Source organism: Bradyrhizobium sp. WD16, from assembly GCF_024181725.1.
Lineage (GTDB): Bacteria > Pseudomonadota > Alphaproteobacteria > Rhizobiales > Xanthobacteraceae > Bradyrhizobium_A.
The window spans coordinates 22,979-40,888 of record NZ_CP028908.1 but is presented as its reverse complement, the minus strand read 5'-3'; the positions used below and the strand labels follow the sequence as shown (position 1 = coordinate 40,888).

14 protein-coding genes are annotated in these 17,910 nt (G+C 65.8%); 5 read left to right on the top strand and 9 right to left on the bottom strand.

Going from position 1 to position 17,910, the window contains the following annotated elements:
* Position 1: 1 nt before the first annotated feature.
* From DB459_RS00180 to DB459_RS00165, 4 genes are all read right to left on the bottom strand, one after another.
* Positions 2–1,189 carry a cellulose synthase operon protein YhjQ/BcsQ gene (locus tag DB459_RS00180; RefSeq protein ID WP_253710604.1) on the bottom strand — a complete coding sequence of 396 codons (1,188 nt, stop codon included), beginning with the start codon at positions 1,187–1,189 and terminating at the stop codon, positions 2–4.
* Entirely contained in the window at positions 1,186–2,187 is a 1,002-nt protein-coding gene (cpaB, locus tag DB459_RS00175) for a Flp pilus assembly protein CpaB (protein ID WP_253710602.1), read from the bottom strand. The genes DB459_RS00180 and cpaB overlap by 4 nt, the downstream gene beginning before the upstream one ends.
* Complete coding sequence (locus DB459_RS00170; protein WP_253710600.1) at positions 2,157–2,759, bottom strand: prepilin peptidase; 603 nt, start codon at positions 2,757–2,759, stop codon at positions 2,157–2,159. The genes cpaB and DB459_RS00170 overlap by 31 nt, the downstream gene beginning before the upstream one ends.
* Before the next feature lie 94 nt (positions 2,760–2,853).
* A complete protein-coding gene (locus DB459_RS00165; RefSeq protein WP_253710598.1) occupies positions 2,854–3,042 on the bottom strand; it encodes a Flp family type IVb pilin in 189 nt (62 codons plus the stop codon).
* Positions 3,043–3,459: 417 nt separating this feature from the next.
* Here DB459_RS00165 and DB459_RS00160 point away from each other — a divergent pair, with 417 nt between their 5' ends.
* From DB459_RS00160 to DB459_RS00145, 4 genes are all read left to right on the top strand, one after another.
* Positions 3,460–5,295, top strand: a complete 1,836-nt coding sequence (locus DB459_RS00160) for a bifunctional diguanylate cyclase/phosphodiesterase (protein WP_253710596.1) — start codon at positions 3,460–3,462, stop codon at positions 5,293–5,295.
* Positions 5,296–5,615: 320 nt separating this feature from the next.
* Positions 5,616–7,010, top strand: coding sequence for a type II and III secretion system protein family protein (locus tag DB459_RS00155; protein WP_253710593.1), 1,395 nt, complete (start codon positions 5,616–5,618; stop codon positions 7,008–7,010).
* 16 nt (positions 7,011–7,026) lie between these two features.
* Complete coding sequence (locus DB459_RS00150; RefSeq protein ID WP_253710591.1) at positions 7,027–7,410, top strand: hypothetical protein; 384 nt, start codon at positions 7,027–7,029, stop codon at positions 7,408–7,410.
* 75 nt (positions 7,411–7,485) lie between these two features.
* Complete coding sequence (locus tag DB459_RS00145) at positions 7,486–8,013, top strand: tetratricopeptide repeat protein (RefSeq protein WP_253710589.1); 528 nt, start codon at positions 7,486–7,488, stop codon at positions 8,011–8,013.
* Between the two features lie 70 nt (positions 8,014–8,083).
* Here DB459_RS00145 and DB459_RS00140 read toward each other — a convergent pair whose 3' ends face one another.
* From DB459_RS00140 to DB459_RS00120, 5 genes are all read right to left on the bottom strand, one after another.
* Entirely contained in the window at positions 8,084–10,627 is a 2,544-nt protein-coding gene (locus DB459_RS00140) for a sensor domain-containing diguanylate cyclase (protein WP_253713719.1), read from the bottom strand.
* A gap of 237 nt (positions 10,628–10,864) precedes the next feature.
* Positions 10,865–12,163 (bottom strand): flavin-dependent oxidoreductase, encoded by a 1,299-nt coding sequence (locus DB459_RS00135; protein ID WP_253710587.1) that lies wholly within the window; start codon positions 12,161–12,163, stop codon positions 10,865–10,867.
* Positions 12,164–12,274: 111 nt separating this feature from the next.
* A complete protein-coding gene (locus tag DB459_RS00130) occupies positions 12,275–14,158 on the bottom strand; it encodes a DUF2235 domain-containing protein (RefSeq protein WP_253710585.1) in 1,884 nt (627 codons plus the stop codon).
* 305 nt (positions 14,159–14,463) lie between these two features.
* Complete coding sequence (locus DB459_RS00125; RefSeq protein ID WP_253710583.1) at positions 14,464–14,985, bottom strand: hypothetical protein; 522 nt, start codon at positions 14,983–14,985, stop codon at positions 14,464–14,466.
* A gap of 13 nt (positions 14,986–14,998) precedes the next feature.
* Positions 14,999–16,378 (bottom strand): hypothetical protein, encoded by a 1,380-nt coding sequence (locus tag DB459_RS00120; protein WP_253710581.1) that lies wholly within the window; start codon positions 16,376–16,378, stop codon positions 14,999–15,001.
* Between the two features lie 714 nt (positions 16,379–17,092).
* Between DB459_RS00120 and DB459_RS00115 the strand changes: the two genes are divergently transcribed.
* Positions 17,093–17,794: an RNA polymerase sigma factor gene (locus DB459_RS00115; RefSeq protein ID WP_253710578.1), complete on the top strand. Its 702-nt coding sequence runs from the start codon at positions 17,093–17,095 to the stop codon at positions 17,792–17,794.
* The last annotated feature ends 116 nt before the right edge of the window (positions 17,795–17,910 follow it).

Genomic DNA, 17,910 nt, shown 5'->3' with positions numbered 1-17,910 from the left:
GTTATCCAAACAGGCGGCTGAGGAATGAACGGGTCGGGACGGCGACGTCCCCGGTCAACTGGCTCACGAGCGGCGCCAGGGCGCTCTTGAGCGCAGCGCAGTTCTTGAGGCCCTTGATGCCGAGAAGCGAAGCTGCGCCGATCTCCCGGTCGTAGGGAATGACGATATCGGGAGGCTTGCCGACCGCCCGGACGAATTCCGCTTCCGGCAGGCTGCCGGCGGATCCACTCCGGTTGAGGACGTGGATCGTCGAGCGCTCGGGAGTATTGGGTCCAATTTGCTGTCGCCAGCGCGCGACGTCGCGCGCGGAGGTCAGGCTTCCGTTGCTGACCAGGACGCACAGGCTCGGCAAGTGCAGCACCTGACTGAGTTTGCGCGCCGAAATGGCCGGGACGTCGATGAACAGGAAACGATAACGGCGCAGCAACATATCGACGAGCGAGAGCATGGCGGTTTCCTGAACCGCGACCATGCTTTCAAGCGGTTCCAGCGATGCAAGCAGGTCGAGCCGGGGAGCGATGTGGACGACGCCCCGTTCGAGAAACAACTGGTCGACGCGTTCGGGGCGCTCGAAGGATTCGGCCAATGCGCGGCCGGGCGTTGCATCGAACTGCAGGGCGGCATCCCCGGCGCTGAGGTCGAGGTCGAGCAGCATCGTCCATCGCTTGTGCTGTTCGGCGAGATGCCAGGCGGTCGAGACCGCAATCGTCGTCGCCCCGACACCGCCGCGTACGCCCAGCACGAAGACGAGCCGTCCGCCGCGGGGGCCGGGCGACTTTTCGGCGCCGCTGAGAACGACATTGCAGGCGTGGGTCATGACGTTTCGGACGAGCGGCTTGTAGAAATATTCGCTGACGCCGGCGGTCCTCAATTCGCGGTAGAGCCTGATGTCGTTGGCCTCGCCGATGACGATCACGGCAGTTTCCGGCTCGCATACCTGAGCGAGTTCACTGATGCGCGACCCCGGGTCGTCGATGTCGCTGATATCGACGATGAGCAGCCGCGGAGAGGACTGCCGGGCCATCTCGGTCGTGGCCGTCCGGATGTTGCCCAATGTGAATTTGGCATTGGTCAGCCCGAGATCATTGAAGGCCTGACGTATCACGCCCACGGAATTCTCGTCGGATACGTAGACCGCCGCGGTCGTGGTGGCGGCAATGTCGGCGCCGCGGGAGGCAACGTCGCTCACTGGGTATCTCCGTCGGTTTGGTCGGGAGCTCCGATATTGCCGCTTGGCTGGGCCGCGACGGGAGCACTGCCGCTCGGCTCGGTCGTGGCGGGGGCCCTCAATATCGCTCCGGGCGGTGGCACGGTTCGGATCGATTTCTCGATGCTGCTTCCCGTGGTAAAGGAGCGCGGCGGTCCGCCCGGACGGGCACCCGATTGCCTGAGCGCCGTCGATACATCTGTTCCCCAGGTCGGTGTGGTCGGGCCGGCCGGCGCGGCGGCGGCGGGACCTTCAAGGGCGCGTACGGCCAGGCCGAGCTGGCCAAGTTGAGCGGCAACGAGCAGCACCTCGGCCTGCCGCGGGGTCACCTCGAGCGTTACCGTCTTGGGCAGTCGTGATTCCACGATACTTGGCGCGACGCCGGGGCGCCGCTCTGCCTGCGCGCCTCGTGCCTCGGCAGTGAGCGACTGATCGACGGCGATGGCTCGCACGTCGACCAGCACCGTTTCCGCCACCACATCCTTGCGGGCGGCGGTCCCCGCGGTCTGCGCCGGGCTCTGAACGAGGATGACATCGACGCGGTCGCCCGGCTGGATCAGGCCGGACGAGCTCTGCGGCGCGTCGACCGTGATCGAAATGGCCCGGGTTCCAGGCTTCAGCACGGCAGCCAGGAAACCGCGCTCGCTGGGTTTGACGAAATCGCTGGCGATGAGCGGGTCGCCGGCGCCAAGATCGCGCCGGGCGATGGCCCCCACGAATTCCGCTTCCTGGCCACGCATGAGACTGCCGGGCCGAAGCTCGGTGGGGCGCGTGTCGCGCGAGGTCATGTCCTCGGCTCGCAGCAACGTGCCGGTGCGGATTGGCTGCGCCGCAACCAGGATGGCTTGCCGGACGGGCGGCGGCGCTTTGACTTCCGTGGCCGGACGGGGCGCCGACTGGGTGAACCAGATCGCGGCGAGCGCGATTCCGGCGATCAGCGCCAGGACGCCTAGAGCAAGCAGGAGGTTGCGGACAAGCATTGGATAGCCTCGCTGACGAGACGAATGACGACTCCCCCCAGCACGGCCACCGTGTATGGCATCGGCCCGCGTGCCGCGATGCGCAGTCGCTCACGGTCGAAAAGATGGCCGCGCCACCTGATGACATGTTGTCGGGCGGAGTTCTTTGTCACATCCGCGGTGGGATCTGGCGTCGTCGCCAGGTGCAGGCGAGGCTTGCGGACAATCGCCGGCCGCACCGCCAGGTAAGCAAGCGCCATCAATCCTCCAGCGACAGCGATATTCAGCAGCAAGGCGCCGATGTCGGACGATGGGAAAAGCAGGCTCACGGCGCCGATCAGCTTGACGTCCCCGCCCCCGATCCACCCCAGACGGGCGACAAGACCGAGTGCGACGACAATGATTGCGGCCGTCAGCAGCGCCAGCCAGATCGCGCCGGGCTCGGACCAGAGACGGAGGCCGACACCGCACAGCGCGACCACAAGCACGATCCGATTGGGCACGATGCGATGTCGAAAGTCGACGATCGCGGCGGCAATGAGCGCGGCCATGCTGATGATCCAGAGGATTGCAGGCAAAATCGCCGCACTCATGACTGCCCCGAAAGGCTTGCGGGTCGCGCACATCGGTTCCGTCGCAAACCCAGGAGCTGCCCCGCGCGATGCGACCGAGCTGCGATCACCCGCACTAGGCGGGAGGAGTCAGCTTTCCCGCGATGTAGTTGAAAATCGCGGCCAGGTTCGTGCCGACGAGCGCGACGGCAACGATGATCGCGACCGCGATCAACGATGCGATCAACCCATACTCGATGGCGGTGACGCCCCTCTCCGATTCGATCGACAGGTATCCCGCAACCTTTGATGCCAGCCTACGCATGTGAATTCTCCCAATGACTCGACGCGAGCGATGAAGGAACTTGAGGTAGCGTGTGCTCGATAACTCTATCTATACAGTAATCGGCCCCACGGATGCGGGTTTGACTTGTATCAATGGAACTCGACGTGCCCTCGGCACCGGTGCGCGAGGTGCGCCGCTGCGGCTGCCGGTCGGGCTGTGCGGGCGAGTTGCCGTGCAGTCTAAGCCCGCAACGTCCACCAGCCGTGGCTTTGACGCAGGTCAACGCAGGTGCGAGCGGCCGCTGTCATCAATCCAGACCTGCCTGCCTCCTGAAGATCAAGTCGTCGAACGAGGTCCGCGGATGGCGCGCGCCTGCTCATCGGTGCAAGCTGGCAACATTCATCGCATCGTCCCTGCGATCGCCGGTCGTCGCGGAGTCCGCCGGGCGTTGCCGCGATGAGCGGTTCGGCGCTGATCGTCGTGGCGATTGCGTTCGGCGCGGCGCTTGCCGCTCTGCTGTTTCTGGCGGTGCGCCGAGACGCGGCGCCATCGAAAGCCGCAGCCGGTCCGGGCGCCGCGAATGCGGGGGCGGACCTCGGCGACATCGCCGTCGCCGCGCGCATCATCGAGAATGTCGCGGCTATCCTCTACCGCCTGGAGCCGTTGCCACCCCACGGGGTGATCTATGTCTCGCGCAACGTCACACGCTACGGTTACGATCCGGACGAGCTCCTGGACGCGCCTGAGCTGTATCTCGAGAGTGTCCATCCCCGCGATCGGCCGCGCCTGTTGTCCGATATCGCGATAGTCTCCAGTGGTAATTCCCATCAGATGGGAGGCGAATACCGCATTCGTACGAGCGATGGCCGCTATCTCTGGTTCGAGAACCGCATGCATGGCGTCTATGACACGGACGAGCGGCTGCTCGCGATCGAGGGCATCCTCATCGACATCGACGACCGAAAGAGAGCGGAATTGGCGCTCGCGCATCAGGCGCACACGGATCCACTCACCGAGCTGCCGAACCGGGAGGCCTTCATGGGGCTCGCGGCGCAGGCATTTGCCGTTGGCAAGCGCACCGCCGAGCCGTTTGCCATCTTTTATCTGGATATCGACCGCTTCAAGGACGTCAACGACACGCTCGGTCATTCAAAAGGCGATGAACTGCTCAAGGCATTGGCACTGCGCCTGACGGGTGTCGTCCGGAAAAGCGATTCCGTTGCGCGCTTCAGCGGCGACGAGTTCGCAATTCTCCTGCCTGGGCTCACCGATCCAGCCGAAGCCGCGCTTCTCGCCACCAGGATCATGTCCAGCGTGGCCGGGCCGTATTCGATCCTCGGCAGCGAGGTCCACGTGACGGTCAGCATCGGCATCACGATCTATCGTCCCGGCGTCCCAAATGCCGAAGAGCTGTTCAGGGAAGCCGACCTCGCGCTTCGCCAGGCCAAGGATGGCGGTCGCAACCAGTATCGGTTCCATTCCGCCGAATTGGATCTGATGGTGCGCGAACGTGTCACGTTGGTTGGAGAATTGCGGAGCGCGCTCGAACGCAACGAGTTCGAGCTCCATTATCAACCGCAGGTCGATATTCCGTCCGGCCGCATCGCTGGCCTCGAGGCGCTGGTACGCTGGAACCATCCGCGGCGTGGACTTCTGCTGCCGGGTCAGTTCATCGCCGCCGCGGAAAAGAGCGGGCTGATCGTACCGCTCGGACGCTGGGTGCTCGGCGAGGTCTGCCGACAGGTTCGGACGTGGCGATCGATGGCCATCATGCCGCCGATCACCTCCTTCAATCTGTCGGCGGTCCAACTCGCCCCGCCGTTCGAATTCGAGCGCGACCTCGCCGCGGCGCTCCGCGAAAACGGTATCGATCCTGGAGCGATCGAGCTCGAGCTGACCGAATCAATCCTGATGGAGACGAGTCAGGCGGGCGGCGATACGATTGAACGGCTGCGCGCCCTTGGCGTGCGGGTCGCCATTGACGACTTCGGAACTGGATACTCCTCCTTGGAGTATCTGCTTGCCTTTCATGTGCACCGCCTCAAGATCGCCCAGCAGTTCGTCAGAGGCCTGCCCGACGACGGGGGCAGCGCCGCGATTGTCCGCGCGACGATCGGACTGGCGCGCGAGTTCAATATCGAGACGGTCGCCGAAGGCGTCGAGACCGCGGCGCAGCTCGAGTTCCTGGTCAAGGCCGGCTGCCGCTGCATCCAGGGGCATTATTTCGGCAAAGCGATTCCATCGCAACAGACGGAAATGGTGCTGCGGCGTGGGAGCCTCAACCGTGTTTGAGCGGAATGGCCTGCAAATGCCGGCTCTTAGACGTGAGCTTGACAACCAATGGACAGGTGGTCAGGTTGAAAAAGTGGCGGTCTCGGGAAAATGAAATCTACGGGAGCAGGGGGTGGGGAATGCCCGGTTCCGTGCGTCGGTTGTTGTCTTCGCCTTCATACTGCGTTCGAGGTCGTGACTCGCGAGCGATCCAGTTCGCCCGGCGCGCCTTGATCGCGTCGCTTGTTTTCGCGACAGCTTTCGTCTTCGTTGAGTATTGCAGCGCGACGAAAGCGTCAGCCGGTCCGCCATCGCAGAGCAGCATTCAGGATGAAGGTACGGTGGTGCGGCGTATCGTCGTGACCCGCAACAAATCGCGGACCTTCCGGGTGGATGCTGCGTTCGATTCGGCCGTCGTCGGGGCGCCGGATATTGCCGACGTCCTGCCGATGTCCGACCGGATCATCTATGTTCAGGGGAAGAAGTCGGGCACCACCAACATTTCGCTGTTTGATCGCAGCAAGCATGTGGTCGCCATCATCGACGTGCAGGTGACGATCGACACAAATATCATTGCGGACAAGATTCGGACCGGCACCAACAGTCCGGGCATTCGGGTCTCCGCCGACAACGACCAGATCGTCTTGAGCGGCGAAGCACGCAATGCGGCGGACGCCGACAAGGCGATGACGATCGCCAAGGGCATGGTCACGCCGCCGGAGGGCAAAGAGCCCGACAGATATGTCGTGAACGCGATGCGGATCGCTGCGTCGCAGCAGGTGCTTCTCCGGGTTCGTTTCATCGAAATCAGCCGTCAGGCGGAACGCGACCTCGGCGTCAAGTGGTTTGCCGGCGATGGCGGCAGCCGCGGCGTCAATGTCGGGACGGGCAGCGTCACCCAGGCCGGCCGAACCATTCAGGGCACGGGGACGTCGACGGCGGGCGGTTTACCCGTCTTAAGTACGGTCAGCACCTTCGCCGGCAGCACGCTGTCGCAGCCGTTCGGCGTCGGGTTGCTCAATCTCGCCAACAAGGGGATCAGCGTCGACGTCCTGCTCACCGCGCTCGAGTCGAAGGGCCTGGCCCGCCGGCTGGCGGAGCCGGACCTCGTCGCCTTGTCCGGCGACACCGCAAGTTTTCTCGCCGGCGGCGAATACCCGGTGCCGACCGTGCAACCGTCGGCGGGGGCGACGCCGCTGATCACGACGGAATATCATCCGTTCGGCGTTCAGCTCAGCTTCGTGCCGACGGTCCTGGCGAGCGGCGTCATCAACTTGAGGCTGACGCCGTCGGTGAGCGAACTGGATTACACCAACGCCGTCTCGATCTCCGGCACCACGGTTCCGTCCCTGACCAAGCGCGAGGCGCGAACGACGATCGAAATGCGCGACGGCCAGAGCTTCGCGATCGCCGGCCTGCTTCAGTCGGATAACCTTCGCGACGTGTCGCAGCTGCCGTGGATCGGCTCGGTGCCCGTGCTCGGAGCCTTGTTCCGAAGCACGGCCTATCACCAGAACGAGACCGAACTCGTCGTCATCGTCACGCCGCATCTGGCGGCGCCGGCCGTTCCCGGACAGGCTCTGGCGACGCCGTTCGACAAGCAGCTGCCGGGCAACGATGTCGATCTCTTCCTGATGGGGCGGCCGGAAGTCCGTAAGCGCTATAACGACTACGTCACCTCGGGAGGCGAAGTGCAGGGGCCTTACGGCTATATCATGCCGCTGCCGCCGAAATGAGCATGAGGGCCGGGATATGGAGCTCAACATGAGGACAATGGTCGGATTGGCGTTGCTGACGATCCTCGTGAACGGCGGCGCGGCGCGCGCCGACGAGCCGTTCCTGGACGAGATGGCACGCTATTTTCAACGGCTCGACACGATCTCGGTCAGCGCCGGCGATGCGCGGGACGTGAACGCGGTCACCCACATCATCGATCCGTGGCCGCGCTATGTCGGCAACCGGCGTATCCCGGCCAACGGCGAGCGTATGGTCAGCGCGATCCAGCGCTATCGGAATCCGCGCAGAGCGGGCGCGGCCCAGCCGACCCTCGCTCCGGTCATTCTGCCGACCGCGGGTGCGTCCGGCTCCACGTCCGGTGGTGGCGGGGGCGGAATGGGCGGCTATGGCGGGCAATAGCAGGTGCGGCAAGCGACCGGGATTTAAGTTGTGTGACGGGCATCGTCACGGGCCTGGACGGCTGTTGGGAATCTGATGTCGCGTGTCCTTCTCTTCTTGGCACTTGGGCCGCTGGCGGTCGCGCTGGCGGGCTGCGAAACGCTCGGCGAAGCGGTGCCCGTGCAAGTCGTCGAGCCGGCGCCGAGAACGACCGCGGTGGTGCAGGACCCCGAGGACGTCAAATACTATCCCTCCGACGAGCCGTTGCGGCTGGGGACGGAGTTTCTCAATCGCGGCAATTACGGGCTCGCGGAGCGCTACTTTCAGGACGCGGTCGAGAAGGCGCCGAAAGACGCCGCCGCATGGATCGGTCTTGCCGCGAGCTATGATCGGACCCGGCGATTCGACCTCGCCGATCGGGCCTATCGGCAAGCGATCCGGCTCGGTGGAGAGACCACCCAGGTCCTCAATAACCTGGGCTATTCCTATATGCTGCGCGGCAATCTCGCCGCGGCGCGGGCGAAATTCGAACAGGCCCTTCGGCGCGACCCGGACAATCCGACCATCAACAACAACCTCGGCTTGCTGAATTCGAGCTATCGCATCATCCAGCGCGAGCCATAGCCGCCATCGGACGCGGCGCATGCAGCCGCTTCGAGGAAACTTCCGGGCGGCGAGCTGTGGAAACAGGGTGTCAGTGCGTCGTGCCGACGTTGCCTGGCGGAACCGGGGCGATGGCGTTTTGCATGTCGGCAGCGTAGGTCTCGACGCGATTTCGTCCGTTCCGCTTGGCGGCATAGAGCGCATCGTCGGCGGCTGCAATCAGCATGTCGGGAGATGAAAGATCTTCGCTCAGCTCGGCGAGGCCGGCGGAGATCGTCACGCGCGGCAGATCCTGGCTGTGGAACACGACCGTCTTTCGACTGATATCGAGACAGATCTGCTGAAGACGCCTGCGGGCGTCGTCGATGCCGCACTCGGGCAGCACCAGCAGGAATTCCTCGCCGCCGTAGCGGCAGGCGATGTCGCCGGCGCGCAGAGACGCGCGCAGATACGTGCCGAGTTCTCTCAAGAGCGCGTCGCCGGCATCGTGGCCATGCGTGTCGTTGAAGGTCTTGAAGTAATCGATGTCCAGCATTGCGATACAGAGCGAGCTGTTGTCCCGCTCGGCGCGACGGATCTCGCGCGGCAGGGTTTCCACGAGGTAGTGGCGATTGAACAGGGTGGTGAGCTGATCGCGGATCGCCTGCTCGCTCAGCGTTTCCCGCAGCCTCGAGTTGGACAACGACAGTTTGGCGACGTCGCCGAAGCTGGCCATCCGGACGAACATGTCCTCATCGAACGATTGCCCGGCCGGCAGATTGACATGCAGCAGTCCGGTCGTGTCGCCGCGGACGGTGAGCGGCAGGCAGACATAGGGTCCGCAGGGCGGCGACTTGAAATGGCTGCAGACCGTGGAGCCGGCCTCCCTGACTTCGTATCGTTGTCCCGTTCGCAGCGCCCAGCAATCGTCGAACGTGAAATGGGCCAATATCGCCTGATCGGTGCCCCATTGGGTGACTGCTTCCAGCTCGTTGGTGTCCTCGATGACGATGGCCAGCGCGCCGCTGGTGTCGCGAAACAGTCGGTTCGCCGTCGCCGCGATGATCGGATACGCCTCCCCGGTGGTGCGGCACGACTGCAGGATATCGCTCAGCTTCGCGATCGTCGTCATGTCCTGCTCGTGCTGCTTGAGCACAGCGACGTTGGCGGTCATCTGCTGGTGCAATTTTGCGATGCTTTGCTCGGCAAGCTTGCGCGCAGTAATGTCCTGGACCGTGCCGTAGATCCGCGAGACCCGTCCGGAAGCGTCGTGGTCGGCCCGCCCGCGAACCGTGATCCACATCGTCGTGCCGTCGGCCCTCGACGCCTCCAGGTCGATTTCGAAGGGGGCGCCGGTCTTTTTACAGAGTACAAACGCGTCATCTTGCCGCTTGAAGCCTTCCGGCGAGAGGATGTTTGCGAATTCCGCGATCGTCGGCAGCGGCACGTCCGGATCTAGCCCGAACATCCGGTAGAGCTCGTTCGACCATTTGAAGATGTCTTCGTCCCGCGACCAGCTCCAGCTGCCGAAGCGCGCCAGGGCCTGCGCCTCCCGGAGCTCGGTCTCCCGCTCACGCAGTTCCGCTTCGGCGCGGCGCCGGTCGGTGGTATCGCGCACGACCCCGAGGCTGTGCCAGGCATCGCCGAGCCGCATTGCCGAAATGGAAATGTCGGCGGGAAATTCCGTCCCATCCTTGCGCAGCGCGGACAAGGCCATGGTCTTTCCGACCACCTCGCCCGTTCCGGTGGAGGCGAAGCGCTTCTGGCCGTCGAGCGCCTTGGCATGATAACGCTGCGGCGCCAGCACGGTGTGGACATCGCGCCCGATGATCTCTGCGGCCTCGTAGCCGAACATGCGCTCCGCCGCCGGATTCCAGTACGTGATGCTTCCATTTGGGCCGGCGATGACGAAGGCGTCCTGGGCGCTCTCGCCGATCGCGGCGAGGCGCTGGTTGCTCACCATGAGTGCCGCGGCAGCCTGCTCGTGGTCGGCGATCATCAGCTGCAATTCCGCCGCCGTGTGCGCCAGATCCGCGTTCGTTTTCGTCTGGTCAAGCTGGAGGCGGATATAGCGCATGATGAATTGATTGTAGTCGTATCCGAGAATTAACAGGACGACGGCCAGAACACAGAGCATAATGGCCATCACATTCGACAGGGGGGCATTCCTGACGAACAATGTGACGACGAGCGGCAGCAGCGTTGGTGCGGCGAATCCGTAAAATGCGGGCAGAAAGGCCGAGTTGCGCAAGACGGCCCCGGCCGTCATGCCGCCGACGACGAATGACGCGAAGACATGATAGACGGGGGCATCCGTCCTGAGCACCACCGTCGCGAGCAGGCCCCACAAGCAGCCGGTCGCGAACGAGCCGAGCGTGAAGCCGTATGCCCAGCGCCTGGCGCTGTCGATCGCCGTGACGGAGCGCGTGAACCGGCGCCAGAGCAACAATCTCGCCGCGACGACGATCGCGACGAGAGACAGCCAGGTCAGCAGCGCCCAGCTCGGGAAGATCGGACGGAAAAACGTGGCGGTGACCGGCGCGCTTGCGAGGTTGGCGAGGATCACCGCGGGAAAGCCGAACAGAATCCGTATCTGTTCGAATTGCACATCCTGCTCGGTGGACTGCCGGGACGTCGAATCCATGCTGGCGGGCACACGCAACAAGAGATCCTCATTCAATCATGGAACGGCCGTCGGACGAGACCGGCCTGCATCGAGGCGCTATCGGCCTGTGTTTTGGCATTGACCATATGACCGCCGATCAAGTCCGGACTTGATCTGGCTCAACCTGGAATTGACCACGGCGCTCAAAAAGAGCGTGAAAGTTCAATGCCGTAGGGCGCGACGAGAGCCGTGCGGGAAAGGTCCTCGCCGGGCGCGGTCTGGGCGCGGTCAGACCGCCTGCAGGTCGCTCGCCCGCGCGCCGGGCGCAATCGTCGGCGCGGCCTTGTTGAGCTGGTCGATGGCAAAGCCGGCGGCGGCCTTGTAGCCGGCCATGAATTCGGCGCGCTCCTGCGGCGCAATCACGTCGTCGATGTTGTCGAAGGTTCCGCCGCAACGCTCGTCGACGATGTTGAGCAGGCCGAACGGCCCGGCGCCGCGATTGCGCAGGATCAGCTGCGAGACCGGGCCGCAGAGCTTCGCATCGTAGGCGGCGAGGGCTTCCGGCGTCGCGCCATGGTCGACCATGGCGGCGCCGAGCACGCGCGCATCGACGATCGCCTGGCTCGCGCCATTCGATCCGGTCGGATACATCGCATGGGCGGCATCGCCGAGCAGCGCCACCGGCCCGTCCTGCCAGGTCGGCACCGGATCGCGGTCGATCATCGGGTTTTCATAGGCGCTGTCCGCCTGCCGGATCAGCGCCGGGACGTCGAGCCAGTCCCAGGTCCAGTTGTCGAAGTGGTGGATGAAGTCGTCGATGCCGACCTGCCTGAACCAGCCGCGCTGCTTCCAGCCCTCGGCGTTGTCCATGGTCACTTCGGCGATCCAGTTGATCATCGCAAGGCCGGTCGCCGGATCGGGACGGGAGATCGGATAGATGACCATGCGCTGGCGATGGGTGCCGAGGCCGACGAAGGAGGCGCCGGTGCGGATCGGCTTTGCCAGCGTCGTGCCGCGCCACATCACCGCGCCGCCCCAGTGGATCGGCGGCTGAGCGGGATGCATCTGCGCCCGGACCGCCGAGTGGATGCCGTCGGCGCCGATCAGCAGCGCGCCGTGCGCCTCGGAGGACGCGCCGTCGGCGTGTTCGATCAGCGCGGTCACGCCGCCGTCGGCGTTCTTCCGGTAACCGGTCACCCGGCTGCCCAGCCGGACTGCGGCAGGTCCGATGCGCTCCACCACCTTGTCATGCAGCATCATGTGGAATTGGCCACGATGCACCGCATATTGCGGCCAGTCGTAGCCGGCGAGGCGCCCGCGCGGCTCGGAATAGATGTCGTTGCCGTTGAGCCCGACCAGCGCCCATTCCCTGGCGGGCACGCCGACCCGGTCGAGATCGGCCTCGGAGATGCCGAGATCACCGAGCTCGCGCACGGCGTTGGGCTGCAGGTTGATGCCGACACCGAGCGGGCGCATCTCCTGGACCGCCTCGACGACGAGGCAGGGCACGCCGATCTGGTGGAGCGTCAGGGCTGTCGCCAGCCCGCCGATGCCGCCGCCGGCGATGATCACAGCATGATGCGTCATATCTTCGGGATCCAGTCTGCAAGTTGATGAGGCTCCTTATCTTTTGGAGCCCGCCGGGGCAAGCCGGCGGCATCCGGCGCGCGGCTTTTACCGCCGCAACGGTCCGGCGCCTTACGCCTGCGTCTGCGCCGGGGTCACGGTCTTGTCCTGGGCGATCGCCGCGCGGCGATAGAGATGCGCCGAGATCACCCCGCCGATCCAGAACACGATGAAGCCGACGATGATGCAGACGATCGACAGCGGCAGCGCCAGCAGCCAGTCATAAAGCTGCTGCAGGCCGGCCCAGCCGGCGCCGGCATGGCGGATGAAGCCGACGGCGCGCTCCAGCGGCACCGGCGGCCAGGCGCTGCTCTGCAGCCAGCCGACGACCTGAGCGCCGAGGATCGCGACGCCGCTCGCCACCGCGACGATGAGAAACAGCAGCGCCAGGCAGGAGACGATGCGGTCCATATGGGCCTCCTTCAACAGCGTGACCAGCCGGTCCCGCAGCGGATGGTCGCAATGGGCGTGGCGCCAGGCCTTGCGCGACGCCTTGATGCGCTGCCAGCAGGTCTGATGCGGCAAGGGAATATTGTCGTAGGCGGGGGAAAAGAGGTGGTGGCCGCGCAGCGCCTCCGGCCGATAGGGCGCGACGACGTCGTATTGCAGCACGCCCGGCAGATCAAAGCGCGTGACCACGGTGGGGTGCAGCGGCGCCTCGGGCACCGGATCGCGGTCCGAGGTGCCGGCGAGACGGAACAGCAGGCTGCGCGTCTCGTCGTGCTGCATGCCGTCGGCGGCGCTATGGAGCTGCAGGACCGACGGGTCGACCAGCAGGCCCTCGCGCCCGAGCTTCGTCGCGGCGGCGTCGACCATCCATTGCAGCGCGATGTCGGACAGGCGCGCTTCGTTCTCCGGATAGCCGCCGCCGATATCGGCGTGATTGCCGGCGAACCAGACCTGCTCGAAGCGCTCCATCCCGGCCCGGAAGATCTCGTAGGGCTCGTTCCAGCGCACGCGCTTGAAGTCGGCCCGCCGCTCGTCGATCGAGATGGCGTGGCGGGCATAGCCGACGCGGTCGTCGAGCGACTGATCGTAGAATGTCTGCCGGAAAGTCGTCAGATGCACGGTCTCCCACCAGTGATGCCCCGGCAGGCCGAACGCGAATTTGAGGTGGGTGTAGACATAGGCCGCGCCCGCGATGCACAGGCTGGCGAAGATGAGCCCCAGCGCCCAGCTCGCCCGGTCGTGGCCGAGCAGGCCGACGCCGTAGGTGATCGCCGCGACCAGGGCGGCATAGAGACCGGCGAGCACCGCCAGCGAGCCGTAATTCGACAGCGCGGCCACGGTGTCGAAGACGCCGATGAAGAACGGGAAGCTGTCGGGCCCCTCGGCGCAGGCGTGGCGCTCGCGATAGCGCGCGGCAAGGGCCTGGCGCTGGCCGAAGAACTGCACGTCGCGCGGCGAGGAGACATGCTGATAGACGCGCTTGACCGCCTCGCTGGCGAGTTCATGGCTCGAGGCCTCGTCGCGCTTCAATTCCCCGCCGGGGCCGTTTCGCGTCGGGATGCCGCAATAGCACAGCGCGGCGGCGAGGCAGCGCACGGTATAGGCGCCGCGGCTGAAGCCGAACAGGAAGATGCGGTCGCCCGGCCGCCACAGCCGGATGATGGCGGCGTAGCAGTCGATGATGTTGTGGGTGAGGCCGAGCCCGGTCGCCTGGCTGAGGTAGTTGTAGACCATGCGCCAGGGGCCGGTGAAGGAGCCGCCTTCCGGCTGGGTGCCGAGGCCGGGGTCGTAGAAGGCGAGCTGCCTGTCCGGCGGAATGGCGGTGTCCGGCGCCGAGCGCGCCGCGCGATAGAGCTTGTAGATATTGGTGCGGGTCTCGTCGAAGAACACCCCGCCGCGCTGGCCGGTGCCGTCGGAGAAGACGACGATGTTGCGGCCGGCGACTGCCGGGCCGGTGGGGCTCTCGCCGGCGGCGGCCGCGTCGATGGCTGGTGCTGCCGGTTCCATGCGAGCCTCGCTCGGTTGGCCGATGGTACTGCAACCGGGAGTTTTCGCTAGTGCCCTGTCTCCGAATGACCGCTCCATTTGCCTCACGCGTGCACGGTCATTCGGAGACATCAGGACACTAGCAAAATCAAAAAGCTAGTGCGGCTTATGTCTCGCAATTGCCTACAGGGACTTGCCGCAAAGGCGGTAGGCAATTGCGAGACGCCACACTAGCCGTCTTTGCACGCCGTTCACAGGGGGTGCGCCGCAGGGTTCGGATGTCTTCGACCTCGCCCCGCGGATGCTCCGAGAGGCGACGAGGTCGATCAGCACGGCAGCCGGTGTGGCGGCGCCGCCGCGGCCAGAGCCGCATGCACGAGGGGCGACGATTGCGGGACGGCGTCGCCGCGATCGCCCGACGACGGCGAGGTCAGCGACACCAGATCGATGAGCGTTCCGTGCAGCGGCCCCGGACGGGTGGCGAGGTCCTCGGCGAGGCACCAGAACAGATAGGCAAGGCGCGGATAGCTGAGCGGGGTGTGCTTGCCCGGGTCGAACGCGACATCATGCGGGACGAGGCGGGCATAGGCGAGGGCGCTGCCGTCCGCGGCGGCAGCGAAGGCGTAGGCGCCGTGACCGAGCGCGGCGATGACGGCGGCGGGCACCGCGACGGTCGCGTTGAAGGCGATCAGGCGGGCGTCGGCGAGATCGCCCTCCGTGATGTCGCCGAGTTCGTCCGCAGTCGTGGCGCCGCGCAGGATCAACCCCGGATGGTGCTCCGACAGAAGGGCGGAGAGCACGGCCTGTTCGCTGCTGTTGCCGGTGACGAGGAGGATGGTCCTGAGCATGGGGGCGATGTCCTCATGACGTGCGCCGGGCGCCGGTCCGCGGCAGCGCGATGACGGCGGCGGGCCGGGTTTGCGCGCGCGCGCTGAACAGGTCGCTCGCGACCGCATGCGGCGGCGTGATCTCGATCAGCCGATGGCCGCCGGCTGCGGCGGCCGCGGCGGTCGCGGCCGCGTCGTCATCCCACGGGCACAGCGCGATCTCGAGCCGGTCGAACTCGCCGGGATCGTTGGCGAAGGTCTGCGCCACGGCCTCGATGCTGGCGGCGAGGTGGCGCGCGGCGACGGAGGCGATGCCGCGCACGATCACGGTGACGCCGGCTGCCGTTTCCGCCGGCGCGCGCAGCGCGATCAGCGTTTCGCGGCCTGCGACGCGGCTGGCGCGCCGCGCGCCGCGCAGGATCGGGGCAAGATCGCTCGCGGGACCGAGATCGGCGTTTGTGTCCGGCAGATCATGAACGATCACCGCGCCGTGCGGCATCGTCCTGCCCGGCCATTCGCCACCGGGCGCGTGATAGGCGCGGGGCAGCCACACCGTGTCGAGCGGCTGCTGCGAGGAGGTGAGGCTCCAGGCCTGGTCGAGGGCGTAGCCGTCCCAGATCGCCGGAAAGGCGGCGGCAAGATGCCGCCAGTTGCGCAGGAAAGCGCCGGCGGTTTCGGTCGCGCCGACATAGAGCGTCCGCGCCGACATCTCCCAGCGGTTCCACTTGTGGAGCGCGAGGTCGCAGTCGAGGCGGGAGGGCAGCAGCGGCGGCTCGATCAAGGTGGCGTCGGTGTCGACGAACAACAGCGGCCGGCGCTGCGCCTGCCAGACGCCGAGGATGAAGTCGGCCTTCTCATAGGCGAGGAGGCGATCGCCGAGCACGGCATCGACCGGCGCGATCATCGCCGGCAGGTCGAGCCGCGCCGCCGCGCGTTCGAGGTGCTGCGCCGCGGCCTCGCCGGTCTCGCGGGGATAGCAGGAGACGATTAGCGGCGGCGGCGTCGCGCCGGGCAGCCGGCCGGCGAGCGAGGGCCAGCCGAGGCCGCCCCACCACAGCGCATGCGGGGCCTCCGGTCCGCACGGCGCCACCGTGCCGAAGTCGGTCAGCTTGGACTTGAGAAAGTCGAAGGCCGGATTTTCGCCGAAGGGGATGGCGACAGCCATGCCGGAGGAGAGCGAGCGGTAGAAGCGTTCGGCGGCGGGACCGGTCGGCGGCTCGACCACGATGACGACGCCACCTTTTGCCGCGAAGCCGCCGCGGTCGACCAGCACGGCCGGTCCGAAGATCCGCGTCAAGGCGGCCAGCCGGTCGCGCTGGCGCGCGCCGAGGCGCAGTTCACCCGCTGCCAGCAATCGATCGATTGCGTCGCGCGCCGCGGTGGCGGCGTTGTCGTGCGATGTGGAGATGGTCATCGGCCATTGAACGATCCACGCGCCAGGATCAGGCGGCCGATCTGAAGCGGCGCACAACGCATTGGCGAGCGTCGCCGGCACTGCACTCGTCGGGCGAGTTTCGTTGCGGTATATGTCCAAGTGTTGCCTGACGATGTCGGGACCGAATGAGATGACGTGCAAGCTGTCGCTCGCCTCGTTATGCGCCGACACGCGGTTTGGAAATCTTCAGACGCAATTAGAAACGCGATGACGCAGAGTGATGGCGCGCGGCGGCAACGTCTTGAAAAAAGCAGGCGCGCGCGATTCAAATTCCCGCCCATGCGCCTGACAGATTCAAAAAATGCGCTAACGTCGAAACGGTGATTCGGAAAATTTTGCCGGGCGAATATTTCGTAATTTCGCTCTCAGGTTGTTATTCCAATCATCGTTCATGGTGCGCATCGCGCGCCGCGCGTTCTGTCCTTCCGCGTGTCGCATCAGGGCCTTGGGTAGCGCCGGGCCATCCCTTCGAGATCGATGATCGCCGTGCTTCGTCCACGCCCCGCAGCTTCGCAGATCCCGGCGCCGTCTGGCGCAAGACGGCATTTTTTGCCGGGTGCTGGGCAAAAAACTCCATCTAAGCATTTGAAAAATAACGAAAAATCAGCGCCTGGAAGTCCGCCTGCGGCCGTTGAAGCCCTGGAAGCCCTCGTCTCGCGCGGGGGCGGAGCTAAGGGGTTGGAGAGTGAGGGCATGAGCTGCACGCTGGATATCCTGGTTCCCGCCGAAATCGGGATCACCCCGTCGGCGCCGCCATGGGCCGAGGCTGCGCCGCAGTGCGCCGATGCCGTCACCACCGTTCCCGACGCGGTGGCGTTCGATGCCGGAATCGTCGACGAAGATCGCGAGCTGCTCGATCGCCTCGCCGCCGATGACGAAGCCGCCTTCCGCCTCCTGGTCGCGCGTCATATCGACCGCGCCTATGCGATCGCGCTGCGCATCGTCGGCAACGGCGCCGATGCCGAGGACGTGGTGCAGGACACCATGCTCAAGGTCTGGACCCATCGCGGCCGCTGGCAGCATGGCCGCGCCAAATTCTCGACCTGGCTCTATCGCGTGGTGAGCAACCGTTGCATCGATCTGCGGCGCAAGCCGCGCACCGAAAATGTCGATGCCGTTCCGGAGATGGCCGACGGCCAGCCGGACGCCAGCCGCGTGATCGAGCGCAACGAAGTGACGGACCTGCTGGAAGCGGCGATGCAGCGGCTGCCCGAGCAGCAGCGCATCGCCGTCATCCTGTCCTATCACGAGAGCATGAGCAACGCCGAGATCGCCGAGGTGATGGACACCACGGTGTCGGCGGTGGAGTCGCTGCTCAAGCGCGGGCGCCAGCAGCTTCGCGACATGCTGCGTCGGCACGAGCGCGACATCCGCGGCGCGTTTACCGACCGCTAACCATAAGTCCCGGCTCCGCGACGAACGCCGCCTGATCCGCGGCCGTGCCCCCGTTTGAGTTCACAGACGGGGCTGGATCCGCGTCGTCTCCATTTCTTCGATGCGGCAGCGACTGC

What these genes read in the sequence shown, in the direction of transcription:
- cpaB (WP_253710602.1), bottom strand. Translation starts at nt 2,187, where the DNA reads ATGCTTGTCCGCAACCTCCTGCTTGCTCTAGGCGTCCTGGCGCTGATC.
- DB459_RS00170 (WP_253710600.1), bottom strand. Translation starts at nt 2,759, where the DNA reads ATGAGTGCGGCGATTTTGCCTGCAATCCTCTGGATCATCAGCATGGCC.
- DB459_RS00165 (WP_253710598.1), bottom strand. Translation starts at nt 3,042, where the DNA reads ATGCGTAGGCTGGCATCAAAGGTTGCGGGATACCTGTCGATCGAATCG.
- DB459_RS00160 (WP_253710596.1), top strand. Translation starts at nt 3,460, where the DNA reads ATGAGCGGTTCGGCGCTGATCGTCGTGGCGATTGCGTTCGGCGCGGCG.
- DB459_RS00150 (WP_253710591.1), top strand. Translation starts at nt 7,027, where the DNA reads ATGGAGCTCAACATGAGGACAATGGTCGGATTGGCGTTGCTGACGATC.
- DB459_RS00145 (WP_253710589.1), top strand. Translation starts at nt 7,486, where the DNA reads ATGTCGCGTGTCCTTCTCTTCTTGGCACTTGGGCCGCTGGCGGTCGCG.
- DB459_RS00135 (WP_253710587.1), bottom strand. Translation starts at nt 12,163, where the DNA reads ATGACGCATCATGCTGTGATCATCGCCGGCGGCGGCATCGGCGGGCTG.
- DB459_RS00130 (WP_253710585.1), bottom strand. Translation starts at nt 14,158, where the DNA reads ATGGAACCGGCAGCACCAGCCATCGACGCGGCCGCCGCCGGCGAGAGC.
- DB459_RS00125 (WP_253710583.1), bottom strand. Translation starts at nt 14,985, where the DNA reads ATGCTCAGGACCATCCTCCTCGTCACCGGCAACAGCAGCGAACAGGCC.
- DB459_RS00120 (WP_253710581.1), bottom strand. Translation starts at nt 16,378, where the DNA reads ATGACCATCTCCACATCGCACGACAACGCCGCCACCGCGGCGCGCGAC.
- DB459_RS00115 (WP_253710578.1), top strand. Translation starts at nt 17,093, where the DNA reads ATGAGCTGCACGCTGGATATCCTGGTTCCCGCCGAAATCGGGATCACC.